This is a genomic window from Pseudoalteromonas sp. MMG005 (assembly GCF_018101015.1).
In the GTDB taxonomy this organism is placed as follows: Bacteria; Pseudomonadota; Gammaproteobacteria; order Enterobacterales; family Alteromonadaceae; genus Pseudoalteromonas; species Pseudoalteromonas aurantia.
Window position 1 is genome coordinate 1 of sequence record NZ_JAGJEK010000061.1, and the last position, 1,597, is coordinate 1,597.

Genomic DNA, 1,597 nt, shown 5'->3' on the forward strand with positions numbered 1-1,597 from the left:
AGCTGCGGCCTTGCGCGAATTTACGGGGTCGTTGGTGTCTTTAGAAGCAGCGCAATATGGTCATTACAGTACCGATAATTTAGATAAGGGGGTATTGGGGTTATCGTCCAGTAATTTGGCGTATGTGATTTATACGTCGGGTTCGACAGGTAAGCCAAAAGGGGTGATGATCGAGCATCAAGGGTTAGTTAATACCGTGGTTGATAATGCTGAAACCTTTGAATTAACGCCAAACTCGGTATTTTTTCAATCAACTTCGATAGGCTTCGATGCGGCAACTTGGGTCATATGGATGTCTTTGCGTTCAGGTGCAACAATGGCACTGGCGAGTTCAGGTGATTATGCACAAGAGCTGACACAACACCAAGATGTGACACATATCATGATGACCCCATCGATGTTGCAGTTAGTCAGTCCTGAGTATAAGAATAGCATTAGCCATGTTGTAGTCGGTGGCGAGTTTTGTTCTGCGGAATTGATAAATCAGTGGTTAGTGCATGACATTAAATTCTTCAATGCATATGGACCAACGGAAGTTTCTATATGTAGCTCTGTATGGAGGGCTAAGGCGCTATCTCAGACATCGATAGGTCGGGCAATATCAAATACACAATTCTTCATATTAAATGATCAGCAAGCCCTCAGTCCCAAAGGCAGTATTGGAGAGTTATATTTAGGAGGTGATGGTTTAGCCCGAGGTTATTTAAATCAGCCGAGCTTAACCGCAGAGCGGTTTATTGATAACCCTTATTTTGATGAGCATGACCCACATAGTTCAAAAAGATTATATCGTACGGGAGACTTAGTCCGGTATTTACCAGATGGTGAGTTGGCCTTTATGGGTCGTACAGATGATCAGGTTAAAATCCGAGGGTTTAGAATTGAGCTTGGTGAGATTGAAACACAATTAGCACAACAAGCGGGGGTTGAGTCAGCGGTGGTGACAGTCAATGGAACCGCGGACAGTCAGCAGTTAGTGGGTTATATTCATTCTCCAGCGGTGCTAGACGACGGTGCTCAAACGAGTTTGATAGAGCAAGTGAAAACAGCGTTAGCGGCACAGTTACCTGAGTATATGGTACCCAGTGTCTTGATGGTGGTGCATGAATGGCCGTTGACGCCAAATGGTAAAGTCGATAAACGGGCGCTGCCAGCAGCCGAAGGTGCAGCCCTGCAAGGTGGTTATGTTGCCCCGCAAACAGAGACTGAATTAGGGCTGGTTGAGATTTGGTCTGAATTGTTAGGCATAGAAGCGACAGGTATTAGCAGCACGGCAAACTTTTATGCGTTAGGGGGTCACTCATTATTGAGTATTCGTTTGATGGCAAAAATACGTCAGCGCTTTGCAGTTGAATTACCGGTACAAGTGATTTTTGATGCCCCAAATTTGGCCGCATTGGCACAGACATTGGCTGACTATCACTGCGACGCGATGGTCAGTACACCTTTACGTGCCATACCGCGCACTTCAGATATCCAACCGGTGTCTTTTGCGCAACAGCGTTTATGGTTCATTGATAGCTTGCAAGGTGGCTCCGCTGAGTACAATATGCCCATGGCTTTTGAGGTGCAAGGCGCGCTCGATATCGCGGTGGTT

1 protein-coding gene is annotated in these 1,597 nt (G+C 46.1%); it reads left to right on the top strand.

From position 1 onward, the window contains the following. A partial coding sequence (locus J8M01_RS23670; protein WP_211059584.1) for a non-ribosomal peptide synthetase occupies positions 1-1,597 on the top strand: 1,597 nt, incomplete at both ends.